The 16,116-nt window shown below is 73.8% G+C and carries 15 protein-coding genes; 9 read left to right on the plus strand and 6 right to left on the minus strand.

Going from position 1 to position 16,116, the window contains the following annotated elements; genetic code table 11:
- Positions 1-162: 162 nt before the first annotated feature.
- A complete protein-coding gene (locus tag LCD35_RS03800; protein ID WP_225043710.1) occupies positions 163-900 on the plus strand; it encodes a hypothetical protein in 738 nt (245 codons plus the stop codon).
- A gap of 174 nt (positions 901-1,074) precedes the next feature.
- A complete protein-coding gene (locus tag LCD35_RS03805; protein WP_225043711.1) occupies positions 1,075-1,362 on the plus strand; it encodes a hypothetical protein in 288 nt (95 codons plus the stop codon).
- A gap of 880 nt (positions 1,363-2,242) precedes the next feature.
- Here the strand turns inward: LCD35_RS03805 and LCD35_RS03810 are convergent.
- The 5 genes from LCD35_RS03810 to LCD35_RS03830 form a co-directional block, all read right to left on the minus strand.
- The gene (locus LCD35_RS03810) at positions 2,243-5,176 is read right to left on the minus strand and encodes a hypothetical protein (protein WP_225043712.1); all 2,934 of its coding nucleotides are present in this window, start codon (positions 5,174-5,176) and stop codon (positions 2,243-2,245) included.
- Between the two features lie 249 nt (positions 5,177-5,425).
- Complete coding sequence (locus LCD35_RS03815) at positions 5,426-6,166, minus strand: ABC transporter ATP-binding protein (protein ID WP_224955955.1); 741 nt, start codon at positions 6,164-6,166, stop codon at positions 5,426-5,428.
- A gap of 283 nt (positions 6,167-6,449) precedes the next feature.
- Entirely contained in the window at positions 6,450-6,803 is a 354-nt protein-coding gene (locus LCD35_RS03820; RefSeq protein WP_224955954.1) for a hypothetical protein, read from the minus strand.
- 56 nt (positions 6,804-6,859) lie between these two features.
- Positions 6,860-7,075, minus strand: coding sequence for a DUF397 domain-containing protein (locus tag LCD35_RS03825; protein ID WP_373690007.1), 216 nt, complete (start codon positions 7,073-7,075; stop codon positions 6,860-6,862).
- A 309-nt stretch (positions 7,076-7,384) separates the two neighbouring features.
- Positions 7,385-8,299, minus strand: a complete 915-nt coding sequence (locus LCD35_RS03830; protein WP_374108027.1) for a helix-turn-helix domain-containing protein — start codon at positions 8,297-8,299, stop codon at positions 7,385-7,387.
- 220 nt (positions 8,300-8,519) lie between these two features.
- Between LCD35_RS03830 and LCD35_RS03835 the strand changes: the two genes are divergently transcribed.
- The 4 genes from LCD35_RS03835 (at position 8,520) to LCD35_RS03850 (ending at position 11,419) form a co-directional block, all read left to right on the plus strand.
- Positions 8,520-9,317, plus strand: coding sequence for an exodeoxyribonuclease III (locus LCD35_RS03835; protein WP_224955951.1), 798 nt, complete (start codon positions 8,520-8,522; stop codon positions 9,315-9,317).
- 160 nt (positions 9,318-9,477) lie between these two features.
- On the plus strand, positions 9,478-10,275 hold the full coding sequence (locus tag LCD35_RS03840) for a thymidylate synthase (protein ID WP_224965993.1): 798 nt from the start codon (positions 9,478-9,480) through the stop codon (positions 10,273-10,275).
- Complete coding sequence (locus LCD35_RS03845) at positions 10,272-10,730, plus strand: dihydrofolate reductase (RefSeq protein WP_224977943.1); 459 nt, start codon at positions 10,272-10,274, stop codon at positions 10,728-10,730. The genes LCD35_RS03840 and LCD35_RS03845 overlap by 4 nt, the downstream gene beginning before the upstream one ends.
- A 47-nt stretch (positions 10,731-10,777) precedes the next feature.
- Positions 10,778-11,419, plus strand: a complete 642-nt coding sequence (locus LCD35_RS03850) for an HD family hydrolase (protein WP_224965991.1) — start codon at positions 10,778-10,780, stop codon at positions 11,417-11,419.
- 45 nt (positions 11,420-11,464) lie between these two features.
- Here the strand turns inward: LCD35_RS03850 and LCD35_RS03855 are convergent, their stop codons facing one another.
- Positions 11,465-12,997 (minus strand): S8 family serine peptidase, encoded by a 1,533-nt coding sequence (locus LCD35_RS03855; protein ID WP_225043713.1) that lies wholly within the window; start codon positions 12,995-12,997, stop codon positions 11,465-11,467.
- 500 nt (positions 12,998-13,497) lie between these two features.
- On the opposite strand from LCD35_RS03855, the gene LCD35_RS03860 reads away from it, so the two are divergent.
- From LCD35_RS03860 to yhjD, 3 genes are all read left to right on the plus strand, one after another.
- Positions 13,498-13,743 carry a hypothetical protein gene (locus LCD35_RS03860; RefSeq protein WP_224955945.1) on the plus strand — a complete coding sequence of 82 codons (246 nt, stop codon included), beginning with the start codon at positions 13,498-13,500 and terminating at the stop codon, positions 13,741-13,743.
- Positions 13,744-13,828: 85 nt separating this feature from the next.
- The gene (gene trpS, locus LCD35_RS03865; protein WP_374108028.1) at positions 13,829-14,893 is read left to right on the plus strand and encodes a tryptophan--tRNA ligase; all 1,065 of its coding nucleotides are present in this window, start codon (positions 13,829-13,831) and stop codon (positions 14,891-14,893) included.
- Positions 14,894-14,988: 95 nt separating this feature from the next.
- Positions 14,989-16,026 (plus strand): inner membrane protein YhjD, encoded by a 1,038-nt coding sequence (gene yhjD, locus LCD35_RS03870; RefSeq protein ID WP_225043714.1) that lies wholly within the window; start codon positions 14,989-14,991, stop codon positions 16,024-16,026.
- Positions 16,027-16,116 lie beyond the last annotated feature (90 nt).

The raw sequence follows: 16,116 nt of genomic DNA on the forward strand, positions 1-16,116 counted from the left end.
TGCGCGGTGGAGTCGCCGGAGGTCGCGGGCGGGTGCTCCGCCGCCGTCGCGGCCCCCGGTTCGGCCGGTGCGGCTGCCTCGGCCGTTGCCTCGTGCTCGGGCTCGGCGGTCATGGCGGCGCGGAGGGTGGAGACGTCGACCCGCACCGTTTCGGCCGAGGTGGTGGGGACGGGACCCCCGGACATCGTGATGGGCGGCGCCCCGGCCGCGGACGGTCCCGCCGCGGTGGCCGCGGCTGCGGTGGACCCGGACTTCGCCGGCGCGGCACCGTTGTTCGTTCCCGCCTCCTGCTCGGTGGAGGCTCCCGCTGCCGCCGCGACGTCCGCTGCCCGCACCACCGTGGTCTCCTCGGCGGCCGGCGCGGATGCGGCCTGCGCCGGGGCACCGCCCGTGCGGAGCGCGTCGGGTTTCTCCGCCGCCGCGACGTCCGCCGCCCGCACCACCTGGGTGCGTTCCACCCGCTCGACCCGCTGGGTCCGCTCGGCCTCCGCCGGAGCGGTCGCCTGCCGGTGCACCCGCAGCGTCGCGTCCTCCTCCCGCAGCGGCGCAGAGAGCACCTTCGGGAACGCGACCCGCCCGCGCAACTCCCCGGCCGCCGACAGCAGGGCCGACCGGGCGGCCCGATCGGCGACGCCGAGCACCAGGATCCGCACCCGCGCCAGCTGCTCCCGGTCCAGCCCGCCCAGCACCCGGTGCAGCGCCAGCGCCGCACCCTCCGGCATCGGGGTGCACGGCACGCCGACGGTGATCGTCAACCGGTCGGTCTCGAACGAGAGCCGGTCCGCCGACGTCGAGGACGCGACCTTGCTCGCGGGCACCAGGGCCAGTCCGGCGGGCACCACCTTCGCGATGATCTCGTGCGGCGTCGGCTGCACCTCCGGCGAACCGCTCCAGCGGTAGGCCAGCGGGCCCGCCGGCATCCAGCCGCGCGGTGCCAGGTTCGCCTGCACCGCGGCGATCCGGCCGTCGGCACCGTGCCGCAACGCGGCCGCGAACGGGCGCCAGGTCGGCGCGCCGATCGCGTCGACCAGGTGCGCCGCTTCGAGCCCGCCGAGCTGCTGCAACGGGCCGATCGTGGACACCACCTCGTGCCCCAGCGTCCGCGACAGCTCCGCGAGCCACCCGCCGGACGCGGTCCACTGGTCCAGCGGCACCAGCTGCATCCGCAGCCGCACCGGCTCCGGGAACCGCCGCAGCAACGCGGCGACCTGGTGCGGCAGCAACCCGCGTCCGCCGATCACCAGCCGCGGCCGGGCGGGCGCGACCGGGATCCACCGGGCGAGCTCCAGCACCGGCTCCGCGCCGTCCAGCGCCGCGGCGAGACCCGCGGGCACCGGCCGCAGGTGCAGCGTGCCGTCGTAGCCGGAGCCGCGCGGCAACCGGTCCTCCCACTCCGGGCGGGGGAAGCGGGTGCCGTGCGCCTCGCCGGGACCGTCCGCGGTGAACCGGATCCACCGGTGGTCCTCGTCCCCGGCGTACGCGCAACCGCCCGCGACGATCCGGACCGGGCCGCTCGGCGCGTGCACCTCGGCGCCCAGTTCGCGGGCGAGCTTCTGCCCCTGCGGGCGGCCGCGGCCGCGCTCGCCCAGGGACGGCACCGCCACCCACAACCTGGGCGGCTCGGCCGGGTTCCGGGTCCGCTCGGCGGCGGCCACCGCGGCCCGGCAGGCCTTGCGCAGCGCGGTGCGGAACCCACCGGCCTGCACCGCGGCGGGGGAGGTGAGGACGAGGCCTTCGCCGGGCCCGACGGGAACGGCACCCGCCAGCGCGGCGCTCTCCTCGTCCGCGGCCGACCGGCGCACGACGAGCACGGTCGAGCCGTGCGCTCGCACGACCAGGTCGCGAACCCGCGCGGTCCCGGATTCGTCGAGGTCAGACATGGATTCGCTCTCGTTCTCCGCGCTCGGAGGTCCGCGAGCCGCCCGTGCGTCCGCCGCGCCTGCGCGGCGCTCGCGTTGACCGGCTGTCCGGGGCGTCCGGCGCCACCTGCGCTCGGACCAGGCGAGCGGCTGGTGGATCGTTCCGGCCGCGGTTGCGCCAAGTGTGCACTTCCGTTGAACACTAACACCGAACGGGTGTGGCGAACCGGTCCGCGGTGACCCGCCGCAGCGCCCGCCTGCACCGGGAACCGACCGGTGCTCGGAGGCGTTCGTGCTGTTCAGCAAGGTTCTTCCGGAGCGGGGGTCGCGGTGCGGGCCGGGTGCCGCGGTGCTGTCGGAGGGTTTCCCTCGGATGGGGGCCGCTAGCGCTCCGCGGGCTCCGGCAGCTCGTCCGGGACGAACCCCACCGGTTCCGCCAACCGGGCCAGCGCGTCCCCGGCGGGGGTGCGCGCCGCGGCCCGCCGGTGCTTGCGGGCGAGGCGCATCAGCTCCAGGTGCTCGGCGTCCGAATCCGGTGCCTCGCCCGGTTCCTCCGCCCGGCCCAGTTCGCGCAGCAGCACCACCGGACCGTCCGCGTCGCGGTCCACGGCGAGCACCGCGAACCGGGCCCCGGCCGGGAACACCACCTCCCCGGTGGTGTCGCCCAGCGGCGTCGTGCGGCGCGCGTCCTGCGACCAGAGCATCACCTGCGCGTGGCCCTCGGCGCGCACCGGTTCGGTGCCCGCGCTGAGGAAACCCGCCTCGGACACCGGCATCCCCGGCTCGTAGACGTCCAGCGCATCCAGCTCCAGCAGCCGGTGCACCGGGCCGCCGTGCACCGGCAGCCTGCGCAGCCCGGACATGAGGCACACCGCGTGGTCGCCGAACTCGTCCCGCCCCGCGCCGCGCAGCGCGCGGTTCACCGACACGGCGCCGAAAGCGCCGTCGCCGAGGTAGAGCCGGACGGCCACGAGGTCGGCTTCCGGCTCCGGCTCCACGACGTCGGTGGCGGCGGCGAGCGCGGCGCGCACCTGTGCCAGCCCGGCCTCGAAGTCGGTGCCCGCCCGCTGGGCGAAGGCGGTGCGCTGCTGATCGCTGCTGCGCCGCTTGGCCAGGAACTGCGGCAGCGCCGGGATCGGCACCAGCGCCGAGCGCTCACCGGACGCGGTGCGGCGCGGCGGCAAGCGCAGCGCCGCCACCGACAGCCGCATGGTGCGGTCCGCCGGGGCGACCGCCGGTTCCGCCGCCGCGTTCGGTTCCGCCGGCTGCACCTGCGCGGCGCTGATGGTGGCGAGCTGGGTGACCCGCACCGGTTCGGGCCGTTCCGCGCGCTTCGCGGCGGCCGCGGACAGCCGCGCCTTGCGCTGCCGGGATTGCAGGGACAGGGGAGAGGCCCCCGGCTGCCGCTTCGGCAGCGCCGCCGGGGCGGCGAGCTGCGTCATCGGCACCTCGGCGGACATCCGGGGGACGTCCTGCGCGGAGTCGGCGCGCACCGCCACCGGGAACCCGGCGTCGGCCGGGAGCAGGCCGGTGAGCGGAATCCTCCTGGTGGCCAAGGACGTCATCGGTGCCGGGGGCTCGTCTTCGGTGCCGGGACCGTCCGATCTGCTCGGTGCGGCGGCGGCCGATCCGGGCGGCGGGCCGCCCGCGCCGCCCGGAGCCGCGCCGTTCGGACCGGCGGGAGCCGTCCCCGCGGGCGGGGCGGTGCTCGCAGCGGACGGCCCGTCCGCGGAGTCCTGCGGGGTTTCCGCTGCGGGCGCGTCCTCCGCCGCGGGCGCCACCGGCTCGTCGGAGGCGGCCACCGGTACCGGACCGCCTGGTACCGGACCGCCTGGCACCGGACCGCCTGGCAGCGGACCGGCTGACACCGCACCACCCGACACCGCACCACCCGACGCAGGACCACCCGACCCCGCACCACCCGACACCGGTTCGTCCGGAACCGGACCTCCCAGCCCCGCCGCCGCGGGCAGCACCGCCGGGAACCGCAGCCGGTCGGCCAGCGGCCCGGCCGCGCCGCGCAGCTGCTCGCGCATCGACTCCGACGCGATCCCCTGCACCAGCAGCCGCGCCCGCACCCGCTGCTCGGCGTCCAGCCCGGACAGCAAGCGGTTCAGCGCGGCAGGCATCCCCTCCGGCAGCGGCGTGCACGGCCAGCCCAGCACCACGGTCAGCCGGTCCGGTTCGAACGTGAGCCGGTCGGCGGCACCGGGCACGCCCGCCCGCGGCGCGGGCAGCAGCGCGACGCCCGCGGGCACCACCTTCGCGATCACCTCGTGCGGGGTGGGGTGCGGATCGGTCATCCCGCCCCAGCGGAACACCAGCGGCCCGGCCGGCACCCAGCCGCGCGGCGGCGCCCCGGCCAGCACCGGTTCCACCCGGCCGTCGGGGGAGTACCGCAGCAGCGCGGCGAGGGGCAGCCAGCTCGGCCCGCCCCGCTGGTCCGGGACGAGGGTGAACTCGGCGTGGACCCCGTGGCGGATCAGCCCGGTGGCGGACACCACGTCGTGCCCGAGCAGCGCCGCGAGCTTGCCGAGCCACTGCGGGGAGGCCGGTTCCGGGTGCGCGGGCACCAGCTGGATCCGCTCCCGCACCGCGTGCGGGAACCGCCGGAGCAGCGCCGCCACCTGGTGCGGTGCGATGGCGGGGCCCTGCGGCCCGCCGAGCACGATGCGCGGGTGCTCCGCGGACACCGCGACCGCGTGCCACACCTCGTCGGCGGTGGTCTCCGCGGTCGCCGAGGCCGCCAAGCCCGCCGGGACCGGTTCCGCGTGCAGTCCGCCGTCGTGCACCGCGCCGCGCGGCAGCAGCGCCTCCCACGGCGGCTGCGGGTAGCGCGCGCTGTGCAGTTCGCCCGCACCCCCGCCGGCCGGGAACCGCACCCAGCCGTGGTGGTCGGCGCCGGTGAAGATCGAGCCGCCCGCGACGAAGGTGACCGGGCCGTCCGGGGCGTACACCTCGACGGCGAACTCGCGCGCCAGCTTCTGCGCGGTGGACCGGCCCCGGCCGTCGAGCCTGCCCGCCCCGGAGATCGCGAGCCACAGCCGCGGCGGGCCGGTGCCCGCGTCCTTGGCGCGGGCCGCGGCGGTGGTGACCGCCGTCCGGCTGGCGTGGCGCAGCGCGGCGCGGAATCCGCTCGCGCGCACGGCTTCGGCCGCTGCCAGCACGAGGCCGTCACCGGGCGCCACGGGCACGGCGCCGAACACGCGCTGCTCGGTCTCATCGCCGCCGGAGGAGTGCAGGATGAGCACCGTCGAGCCCTGCGGCCGGACGATCAGATCGCGGACCCGGACGGGTTCGACTTCCGGTTCTGACATCGACCTGCTCTCGTCGTGCGCGCTCGGAGGTCCCACCGGTCGGCACTCGCCGGGGATCGGGAGGATCCACCCGTGGTGCGGCCGCGGTCGGGACGCCGTGCGCGGGGTTCGGTGGGGCAGGGCGGTCGCCGCGCGGCGGCCGCGTGCGCACCATGATCGCATCCGCCGCGCTCGGTGTCGCCGGTCACTCGGAACCCGGCGCGGGCGGGGCGCGGCGGCGCCGATCGGGAGCAGGTCGGGGCCGCGGGATCAGGCGATGTGCTCGGTGCTCCCGGGCTCGCAGCCGCAGTCCGCGGGGCGGTCGCGCTCCTGCACGACCCGCCCGTCCTGCAGGGCGATGACCCGGTCCGCGTGGGCGGCGGTGGCCGGGTCGGCGGAGAACAGCACGAGGGGCAACCCGAACTCCGCGCAGCGCCGGCGCAGCAGCCGCAGGTGGTGCCTGCCGGTGATCGCGTCGAGCCCGGCGGTCGGGTCGTCGACCAGCAGCAGGTCGGCCCGTTGCAGCACGGTGCGGGCCACCGCGACGCGCAGCTCCTCGGCGCGGGTCAGCGTCGGGGTGGCGCGGTCCAGCAGCTCCCGCACGTCCAGCAGGTCCAGCGCGCGCTGCAGCAGGTCCGGGTCCGCGCGCCTGCCCGCGGTGTCCAGCGGCAGCAGCAGGTTGTCGGCCACGTCGAGCTGGGGCAGCAGGTTCGCCTGCCGGTAGACGACGCCGATCCGGGTGCGGCGGAACTCGGTGCGGGCGGCCTCGTCGAGCGCGGTCAGCTCGGTGCCCGCGATCCGCACGGTGCCGCGGGTGGGCCGTTCCAGACCGGCCAGGCAGCGCAGCAGCACGCTCTTGCCGGAGCCCGCGGGGCCGACCACGGCGGTGCAGCGCCCGGGTGCGGCCCGGAGGGTCACGTCGTGCAGCGCGGGGCGGCGGGCCGTCCCGAACTCCTTGCTGATCCCGTCGGCGATCACCGCGCCGCCGGTCATCGGGCATGTCGCGGACACGGGGTCCTCCTCCTCGTCGTGGGCGCGCCCGGCTTCGGCCGCGGCGTGCGCCCCACCGTCGTCGACCGCGGGAGCCGGGCGGATCAGCACATCGGCCAGGAGCCCTCCTACCGGAGGATGAGATCGGGCGCGCCTCCCTCCTCCGAGACGTCCGGGGAGCGGTCGGGTTGCGCGGGCCGGGTCCGCCGGGCGCGGGGGTGGATGCGCGAACGGCCGCGGTCGTCCGCTGCGTGGAGCGGGCGACCGCGGCCGCGTGGTTCGTCAGCCGCCGGGCCGGGCCGGGTCAGGCGGAGGCGGCCAACCAGGTGGAACGCCCCGCGTGGGTGGGTACCCAGCAGCCTTTCGCGGAGGCCCGGTCCTCCTCGGGGTCCTCCAGCGCCAGTGCCGCTTCGACCACTTCGTCCGCGGACCCGGTGGTCCGCCACAGCACGGTCTTCGGGAACAGGACGTCCGGCTCGTCGCCCGGGATGCGGGCGGCGTCGGCCTCGTCCTCGCCGTAGAGCTGCACGATGTCGATCACGCCGTGGTGCACCCGGATCCCGACGACGGCGATGAGGGTGCCGTTCGCGTCGCGGGGGTGCGCGAAGTGGAAGTCGCGGGCGATGAGTGCCTGCAAGCCGTCCGTTATGTCGTTCATGACGCCACCGAGGGTTCTGCGCGAGCGCTGGTCGATTGCGGGGGTCGGGGCGGGGGTCAGACGATCAGGTCGTCGAACTCGCCGTCCTTGGCACCTGACAGGAAGGCCGCGATCTCCTCCCTGGTGTAGATGAGCGCGGGCCCGTCGGGGTAGCGGGAGTTGCGGACGGCGATGTCTCCGTCGAGCAGGGAGGCCAGCTCCACGCAGTTGCCCACCGAGCCGCTGTGCGCGCTCTTGCGCCAGGACGCTTCGGGCAGGTTCCCTGCGATCATTCCGTTTCGGATCTCCGGCATCGAAGTTCCCAGCCTTTCCCCGAGTTGCTTGCAACGACCAGATGCACGTGCATCCGATCGTGCAAGGACCGTATCACTGAACGTTGGAATGATGTATGCACGTGCAGACGCACGGACGCCCGGGTAGGTGACGCAGAGGTCCATTGTGATCACGGAGCGTCGAACTGTTGCGGCCACAATCGCAGATTAATCCTGCATATGGCTTCGTGCAGGATCAGGCATCGCGGAAGCCCGCGTAACAGATCGCGGAAAACTGTGAGGCAACTCACAGAAAGAAGGACGCGCGGGTCAGCTCGCGTTCCCGAGCGCCTTGCGCGCTGCTTGCAAGGTCTTGCGGGTCGCCTCCGGCGTGTGCGCATCGACCGCGAGCCGGTGGCTGACCTTGCTGTAGAGCTCCACGTCCTCCGGCTTGTCCAGGTACAGCGCGCCCGAGAGGTGCTCCAGGTAGACGATGTCCGGGATCTCCTGCTCGGCGAACCGCAGGATCGTGAACGCGCCCTCCGCCCCGGAGCGGCCCAGGTCGAACGGCAGCACCTGCAACGAGATCGTCGGCAGCTTGATCACTTCCAGCAGGTGGTCGATCTGCTCGCGCAGCACGTCCACGCCGCCGATCGGCCGGTGCAGCACCGACTCGTCGATCACCGCCCACAACCGCGGGGCGTTCGGCTGGGTGAACAGGCGCTGGCGGTGCATCCGCAGCCGAACCCGGCGCTCCACCTCTTCCTCCACGGCCTCCGGCCGCCCCTGGCTGGCGATGGCCCGCGCGTAGTCCTCGGTCTGCAGCAGGCCGGGCACGAACTGGATCTCGTAGGTCTGGATCCGCGACGCCGACTCCTCCAGCCCCACGTAGTCCTGGAACCAGGACGGGACGAGGTCGCTGTAGCGGTGCCACCAGCCGGGCTGGTTGGACTGGCGGACGAGTTCGAGGAAGGAGCTGCGCTCGCCCTCGTCGGACACCCCGTACAGGGTCAGCAGGTCGGCGACGTCGCGTTCCTTGAATCCGACCCGGCCGAGCTCCAGGCGGCTGATCTTGGACCCGGAACCGCGGATCTCGTACCCCGCGTCCTCGCGGGAGATGCCGCTGGCCTCGCGCAACCGGCGCAACTGGCTCCCCAGAACCAGGCGACGCGCGGTGGGGCCGCCACTCGCGGCACCATCCGTGGTCACGTCCAGACCTCCCGAATCACGCACGGTCGTTTCCATCGACACATCGTCGTACCAGCGGTACGCACCGTTACCCGGCATGGCAGTCTAGCCCATCTCACCGCACCGCCCGCGAAGGTTGTGAACCGTTCCAGCAGGTCGAAGGCGCATGATCAACATCCCCGGTGAATCCCCAGTCACCCCAGCCAGAACAGTATCGGCGCACGATCGCGCCGAGCGCAATGCCCGATCGTCGGTACCGATCGCTACGCTCACCGGCGTGTTCACCGCCTCGACCGTCAACGTCAACGGATTGCGCGCCGCAGCGAAGAAGGGATTCGTCGAGTGGTTGTCCGGAACCACCGCCGACGTGATCTGCCTGCAGGAGACCCGCGCCGAACCGGATCAGCTGCCCGCCGCCGTCCTCGAACCCGACGGCTGGTTCCCGCTGCTCGCGCCCGCCGCCGCGAAGGGCCGCAGCGGTGTCGCGCTGTACTCGCGGGTCGAACCCACCGCCTCCCGGATCGGTTTCGGCAGCGAAGAATTCGACGACAGCGGCCGTTACGCGGAGATCGAACTGCCCGGACTCGTCGTCGCCAGCCTCTACCTGCCCAGCGGTGAGGTCGGCACGGAACGCCAGGACGAGAAGGAGCGGTTCATGGCGGAATTCCTGCCGCACCTCGATTCGCTGCGCACCCGCGCGCGCGAGGACGGCCGCGAAGTCCTGGTGTGCGGGGATTGGAACATCGCGCACCGCGAGGACGACCTGAAGAACTGGAAGGCCAACCGGAAATCCGCGGGATTCCTGCCGGAGGAAAGGGAATGGCTCAGCCGCGTCTTCGACGAACTCGGTTACGTCGACGTGTTCCGCGCCCGGAATCCCGAAGGCCCCGGTCCGTACTCGTGGTGGTCGTACCGCGGGAAGGCCTTCGACAACGATTCCGGCTGGCGCATCGACTACCAGGTCGCCACCCCGGGGCTCGCGGAACGGGCCACCAGCGCCGTCGTCGAGAAGGCGCCGTCGTACGACAAGCGCTGGAGCGACCACGCGCCGGTCACCGTCACCTACGACCTCTGATCGCGCGCACGGCGCAGCGATCGCCGTCGGCCTCCGGGCGGGCGGGACCCGTCCGGCCCGCCCGTGCCGCGCCCGCCCGCCGGAGCCGCCCGCGCCGACCGCCGCCCACGGGCGCTCGGGCACCGCGGTGATCGGGAACTGCTCGTCTACGCTCGACGGCATGCCCGACACGCAGTACGAAGACCTGCTCCGCCACGTGCTCGACCACGGCACCCGCAAAGCGGACCGCACCGGCACCGGCACCCGGTCGATCTTCGGGCACCAGCTGCGCTACCGGCTCTCCGACGGCTTCCCGCTGATCACCACGAAGAAGGTGCACTTCCGCTCGGTCGCCCACGAGCTGCTGTGGTTCCTGCGCGGCGACCCGAACGCCACCTGGCTGCAGGAGCGCGGCGTGAAGATCTGGGACGAGTGGGCGGCGCCGGACGGCGACCTCGGCCCGATCTACGGCGTGCAGTGGCGGTCCTGGCCCACGCCGGACGGCGGGCACGTCGACCAGATCTCCGAAGTGCTGCGCACGCTGCGGGAGAACCCGGACTCCCGGCGGATCATCGTGTCCGCGTGGAACGTCGCCGACCTGCCGCGGATGGCGCTGCCGCCGTGCCACGCGTTCTTCCAGTTCTACGTCGCCGACGGCCTGCTCTCCTGCCAGCTGTACCAGCGCAGCGCGGACCTGTTCCTCGGCGTGCCGTTCAACATCGCCAGCTACGCGCTGCTGACCAGCATGATCGCCGAGCAGGTCGGGCTCGGCGTCGGCGACTTCGTGTGGACCGGCGGGGACTGCCACATCTACGACAACCACGAGGAGCAGGTCCGGACCCAGCTCGCGCGGGACGCGCGGCCGTTCCCGCGGCTGGAGCTGAAGCCGGCGGAGAGCCTGTTCGACTACACCTACGAGCACATCTCGATCGAGGGCTACGACCCGCATCCGGGCATCAAGGCGCCGGTGGCGGTGTGATCGGCCTCGTCTGGGCCCAGTCGACGACCGGTGTCATCGGCCGCGACGGCACCATGCCCTGGCACCTGCCGGAGGACCTGAAGCACTTCCGCACCACGACCGCGGGCGCGACCGTGCTGATGGGCCGGCGCACCTGGGAATCGCTGCCGCCGCGGTTCCGCCCGCTGCCGGGCCGCCGCAACCTGGTGCTCTCGCGCACCCCGCAGGACGGCGCGGAGACCTTCCCCGACCTGGCCGCGGCGCTCGCGGCGCCGGAGGGGGACGTGTGGGTGATCGGGGGCGCCGCGGTGTACCGGGCGGCGCTGCCGCTCGCGGACCGGATCGTGGTCACCGAGATCCGGGAGCGCTTCGACGGCGACACCGTCGCGCCCGACGTGGGCCGCCCGCCGGACTCGACCGGTGACTGGCAGGAGTCCAGCACGGGGCTGCACTACCGCTTCCTCACCTGGGGCTGACCGGAACGGCCGTTCACCCGGGCGGGCCCGGCGGGCATGATCGGGTGGTGGACGACGAAGACCTGATCGCCGAGCGCACCCCGCTGCCCGACGCCATCGGCGGGCGGCTGCGGGAGCAGCTGGTGTTCCTCGCCGAGGTGGACAAGCTCAAGACCGTGCTGCGCCAGTCCCCGCTGGCCGCGGCGGACCGCAGGGAGAACGACGCCGAGCACTCCTGGCACCTGGCGCTGATGGTGTCGGTGCTGGCCGAGCACTCCGACGAACCGATCGACGTCGGGCGCACCGTCGAACTCGTCGTGCTGCACGACCTGGTCGAGATCTACGCCGGGGACACCCCGCTCTACGACGACGCGGGCCGGGAGAGCCAGCAGGAGCGCGAACAGGCCGCCGCCGACCGGCTGTTCGGCCTGCTGCCCGCCGACCAAGCGGCGCGCTTCCGCGGCCTGTGGGACGAGTTCGAGTCCCGCGGTTCACCGGAGGCGCGCTTCGCGAAGGCCGTGGACCGGGTGCAGCCGCTGCTGCTGAACTGGCTGGCGCGCGGCGGGACCTGGCGGACGCCCGGCGTCACCGCCGACACCGTGCGCGCCCGCAAGGCCGTGATCGGCGAAGCCTCCACTCCACTGTGGACGATGGTGCGGGAGCTGATCGGCGAGGGCGAGCGCCGCGGCTGGGTCAGCCCGGGGGAGTGACGCCGAGCCCGGGCGCGCCCCGCGCGGAGCGCGCCCGGAACCCGTTCAGCGGACCGCGTCGAGCGCGTCGATGAGCCCCGCGCCGTAGAACCCGGCGCCGGTCGCACCGCCCGCGCACACCGCGTCCGGCTGCCCGTCGCCGTCCGGGTCGTAGCCCTCCGGGCACGGCAGCGCGTCGGCCTGCCCCGACAGCGCGCCGGTGACCTGCGGGGCGCTCCACTCCGGGTGGGTGGCGCGCAGCAGCGCGACCACGCCCGCCGCGTGCGGGGAGGCCATCGAGGTGCCCTGCATCCAGCCCCAGCCGCCGCCGGGAACGCTGGAGAGGATGCGGCCGTTCGCCGACGGCGTCTGCGGGATCTGCCGCGCGTCCCCGCCCGGCGCGGTCACCGCGACCGAACCGAGCCCGTAGTTCGAGAAGTACGACTTCACCGCGTCCGAACCCACCGAGGACACCGCGACCACGCCCGGCAGCTCACCGGGCAGCGCCGCGCAGTCGTGCCCGGCCCACCGGTCCTGCTGCGGCCCGCCGTTGTTCGGGCTGTCCGTGTCGTGGATCGGCTGCGACAGGTCCCAGCCGCTGTTGCCCGCCGCCGCGACCGTCACCACGTCGTGCCCCGCCGCGTAGGCCGCGGCCCGGCGTACCGCTTCCGCGCCCGCGCGCTGGTCCGGGTCGCTCTCGCACCACAGGTACCAGGGGTCCACGAAGTAGGAGTTGTTCGTGACGTCGATGTCGTGCTCGGCGGCCCACAGGAACCCGCACACCGCGTACTCGGGGTAGATGAACCCGTCGTCGTCGATCACCCGCACCGAGGCGAGGCTCGTGTCCGGGGCGACGCCCGCCACACCGACCCCGTTGCGGGCGGCGGCGATGGTGCCCGCCACGTGGGTGCCGTGCGCCTGGGTGTCGTCGGCCGGGGCCCACGCCTCGACCGCGGTGTCCGGGATGCCGTCGCGGGCGCAGCTCACCGACTTCGACAGGTCCAGGTTCGGCTTCAGGTCGGGGTGTTCCGGGTCGATGCCGTAGTCGAGGACGCCGACGGTGACGTCCGGGCTGCTGGTGGAGATCTCGTGCGCCCGGTCGGCCCCGATCAGCGGCAGGTCCCACTGGTCGGCTTCCAGCGGTTCCCGGTCCGCGGCGGCGGTGGCGGGTCCTGGCGCGGCGGTCCCCTCCAGCACCTCCAGCCGGGTGCTGGAGGCTGCGGGCGGCAGCTGCTCCGCCAGGTTCCGGCTGGCCCCCGCCTGGTCGACCGCGGGTTGCGCGCGCACGACGGCCGCGAACCCGGGGTCGGTGGAGGTGGCGAGCACGACGCCGATCTGCGGCCAGCTGTGCACGACGGAACCGCCGACGGCGCGCACCGATTCCTCGGTCAGGCGCAGCCCGTCGCCGGTGGGGCCCAGCACCACGAAGTGGGCGGGCGGTGCGGTCGCGGGCGGGGCCCCCGGCGCGGCGGTGGCGGTCCGGGCGACGCCGGTCGGGACGGCGGCGACGGCCGGGACCAGCAGGCTCAGCGCCAGCGCGGAACCCGCCAAGCGCAGGTGCTTCCCGCGCGGGCGCGGTGTCGATCGTTGTGGTGACACGTGTCCTCCCACGGCACTCTCGTACCGAGCGATCAGTGACTGATCGTCGGATGATCCGCCCACTCGGCGGGCTTCGACAGGGCGAAAAGGAGCAATCCGGCGGGGGAACCGGGTGGTGGTCGGCGCCGGTCCGCGCGGGCTCCCGCCGGGTCGCCCGATCCGGTGGCCGCCGCTAGGGCCGGACGAGTCAATGCCTTGCCAGTCTTGCCACTCGACCGAGTTATGGCACTCGTCACCGGCTCGGGCCGCGCCTATTCGTTGCATCGTGCGAGTCCGAAGGCGCATACCGGATGCGATCAGTGATAACGCTCGCTTCGGGTACCCGGTGCGGGACCGGTTCGGGGGGTAAATAGGATCTTTGCGTCGTGTCCGGTTTACGCAACGCGATCGTGGTGTTCACACACGATCGGTACGGTCCGCAACCGGGTTGAACGAGATCTGTGACCCGTACGGGTTAACCGTCAAGGGAGGCAACGCTCGTGCGTAGCCGATTTGCTCGCATGATCAAGCGGGTGCTGGTGTCGGCGCTGCTGCTGGCCAGCGCGGTCCTGACCACCGCGCTCCTCGGCACCGCCACGGCGCAGGCCGCGGGCAGCGGCCAGGTCCTCGCGCAGGGCACCGCCCTCGCGGGCGCCGCCACCCCGGTCGGCATCGCCGCAGTCGGCTTCGGCATCGTCGGCATGCTCGCCGGCGTCCTCCGCCGCAAGAAGATCGAGATCCAGCCGGAGAACCAGCGCAAGGGCTGACCGCACGCCCGGCGCGGCGCACCGGCCTCCACCGGGAAGCGCCACCCGGTCCCCCCGCCGCCGCGGACCTTGCGAGAATCGACGGGTGAGCAGCGACGACTCGGCCACCCAGAACCCGCACACCTCCGCAGGCGGCTCGGCGCCCGGGCGCGGACCCCGCGTCCTGTCGGGCATCCAGCCCACCGCCGACTCCTTCCACCTCGGCAACTACCTGGGCGCCCTGCGGTCCTGGGTGCGGATGCAGGCCGACCACGACGCGTTCTACTGCGTCGTCGACCTGCACGCGATCACCGTCGCGCAGGACCCGGCGCTGCTGCGCGAACGCACCCGCGTCTCGGCGGCGCAGTTGCTGGCCCTGGGCATCGATCCCGACGCGTCCACCCTGTTCGTGCAGAGCCACGTCCCCGAGCACGCCCAGCTGAGCTGGGTGCTCGAATGCCTCGCCGGGTTCGGCGAAGCGGGCCGGATGACCCAGTTCAAGGACAAGTCCGCTCGGCAGGACGCCGACCACATCAGCGTCGGGCTGTTCACCTACCCGGTGCTGCAGGCCGCGGACATCCTGCTGTACCAGGCGAACCAGGTCCCCGTCGGCGAGGACCAGCGCCAGCACCTGGAGCTCACCCGCAACCTCGCGCAGCGGTTCAACTCCCGCTACGGCGACACCTTCACCGTGCCCTCCGCGCACATCCCGAAGGAGGCCGCCAAGATCCAGGACCTGCAGGACCCGTCGGCGAAGATGAGCAAGTCCCAGCCGAGCGGCGTCGTCGACCTCCTGGAGGACCCGAAGCGCTCCGCCAAGAAGATCCGCTCCGCGGTCACCGACAACGAGCGCGAGATCCGCTACGACCCGGAGCAGAAGGCGGGCGTGAGCAACCTGCTCGCCATCCACTCGGCGCTGACCGGCCGCACCATCGACGAGCTGGTCGCCGAGTTCGACGGGAGCGGCTACGGCGACCTGAAGAAGGCCGTCGGCGAGGCGTTCGTCGAGTTCGCCGTCCCGTTCCAGGAGAAGGTGCACGGCTACCTCGCCGACCCGGCCGAGCTGGACAAGGTGCTTGCCCGCGGCGCCGAGCACGCCCGCGAGGTCGCGACCGAGACCCTGCGGGTCACCTACGAGCGCGTCGGATTCCTCCCGCCGCTGGCCGGCTGACGGCGCGCCGATCTTGCGCTGACGAGATCATTCGGCGGTAGCCTCAGGCCCGTTCGGGGCAACGCGTCCGTCCCGGACGGGCCTGGAGGTGACCCGTGACCGATCGCAGCCAACCCGCGCGCGCCGCCACGACCGGGGGAGGTCCCGGTCTGCTGGAGCGGTTGCGCCGGGACCATCCCTGGCTGGACCGGCTGATCCGCGCCGCGGCGCGCTACCAGAGCCAGTACGGCGACTACTACGCCGCGGCGATCACCTACTTCAGCGTGCTGGCCCTGGTGCCGCTGCTGATGATCTCCTTCGCGGTGGCGGGTTTCGTGCTCGCGGGCAACCCGGACCTGCTGGAGCAGCTGCGGTTGTCGATCACCGAGGCCGTCCCGAACCGCGAGATGAGCGGCATGCTCAACCAGGTCGTGGGACAGGCGATCGAGCAGGCGGGCACGGTCGGGATCATCGGGCTGCTCGTCGCCCTGTACTCCGGGCTGGGGTGGATGACGAACCTGCGCGAGGCGTTGACCGCGCAGTGGAGCCAGCAGCAGCAGGCCCCGCCGATGCTCAAGCGACTCGCCTCCGACCTGGTGTCGCTGATCGGGCTGGGGCTGGCGATGGCGGTGTCGTTCGGGCTCAGCGCCCTCGGCGGTGGCGTCGGGCGGGCGCTGTTCGCGGCGCTGGGGATCGGGAACACCTGGCCCGCGCGGATCGGGCTGTCGCTGCTCGCGATCCTGCTGTCGCTGGGCGCGGGCTGGCTGGTGTTCATCTGGGTGCTGGCGCGGCTGCCGCGGCTGCCGGTGTCGTTGCGCAGCGCCGTGTGGGGCGGGCTGTTCGCGGCGATCGGCTTCGAGGTGCTCAAGCAGGTCGGGGTGGTGTACCTCGGCAGCGTCACCGGGTCGCCCGCGGCGGCCGCGTTCGGTCCGATCCTGGGCCTGCTGGTGTTCGCGTACCTGACGTCGCGGTTCATCCTGTTCGTCACGGCCTGGACCGCGTCGTCGGCGGAGAACGAGCACCGCGCGCTGCCGGAACCGCCGCCGCCCGCGGTGATCCGGCCGCAGGTGCGGCTGGTCGGTGCGGGGGCGAAGTCCTCGGCCGCGCTGTTCGGGCTCGGTGCGCTGGTCGGCTGGTCGTTGCGCCGCCGCTGAGGTGACCGCGGGGCCCACCCGGCCAGGTTCGGGGCGAGGCCGGGTGAGCCGTGGCCCGTGCGGTGGCCACCGCACGGGGCCGGAGTCGGC

The sequence above is a fragment of the Saccharopolyspora sp. 6V genome, from assembly GCF_020176785.1.
GTDB classification, from domain to species: Bacteria; Actinomycetota; Actinomycetes; order Mycobacteriales; family Pseudonocardiaceae; genus Saccharopolyspora_C; species Saccharopolyspora_C gregorii.

Bases quoted from the DNA above. Each gene is read 5' to 3' on its own strand.
- LCD35_RS03860 (WP_224955945.1), top strand. From the start codon at position 13,498: ATGATCAAGCGGGTGCTGGTGTCGGCGCTGCTGCTGGCCAGCGCGGTC.
- LCD35_RS03810 (WP_225043712.1), bottom strand. From the start codon at position 5,176: ATGTCAGAACCGGAAGTCGAACCCGTCCGGGTCCGCGATCTGATCGTC.
- LCD35_RS03820 (WP_224955954.1), bottom strand. From the start codon at position 6,803: ATGAACGACATAACGGACGGCTTGCAGGCACTCATCGCCCGCGACTTC.
- LCD35_RS03825 (WP_373690007.1), bottom strand. From the start codon at position 7,075: ATGATCGCAGGGAACCTGCCCGAAGCGTCCTGGCGCAAGAGCGCGCAC.
- LCD35_RS03830 (WP_374108027.1), bottom strand. From the start codon at position 8,299: ATGGAAACGACCGTGCGTGATTCGGGAGGTCTGGACGTGACCACGGAT.
- LCD35_RS03840 (WP_224965993.1), top strand. From the start codon at position 9,478: ATGCCCGACACGCAGTACGAAGACCTGCTCCGCCACGTGCTCGACCAC.